1 protein-coding gene is annotated in these 268 nt (G+C 43.7%); it reads right to left on the minus strand.

Annotation, left to right across the window (positions count from 1 at the left end):
• Positions 1-268: transposase (locus AAEY62_RS22630; RefSeq protein ID WP_502935555.1), on the minus strand; the 268-nt coding region annotated here is incomplete at both ends.

The following is a 268-nucleotide window of genomic DNA, read 5'->3' on the forward strand; positions in this document are numbered from 1 at the left end:
CTTGTGATTGGTGGCGTTCAATAATACGTTTGCTTGCGCGTTCTAGTTTTGCTTTTTTGCGGCTTAACTCATCGAATGTGCCGCTCCACTCTTTACTCGCATTGGACTTTAATTTACACCCATCAATGGCAAACATATTGCGGCCTATCAAGTCTTCCTCATCACATATCATCAGCACTTGCGTGAAAAGTGGCTCAATCTGTTCATGCATTTTAGCCACAAAACCCGCTATAGATGTGTAATGTGGCTGGATATCACCCGACACACT

The sequence above is a fragment of the Pseudoalteromonas sp. GW168-MNA-CIBAN-0100 genome, assembly GCF_040309225.1.
GTDB classification, from domain to species: Bacteria; Pseudomonadota; Gammaproteobacteria; order Enterobacterales; family Alteromonadaceae; genus Pseudoalteromonas; species Pseudoalteromonas arctica.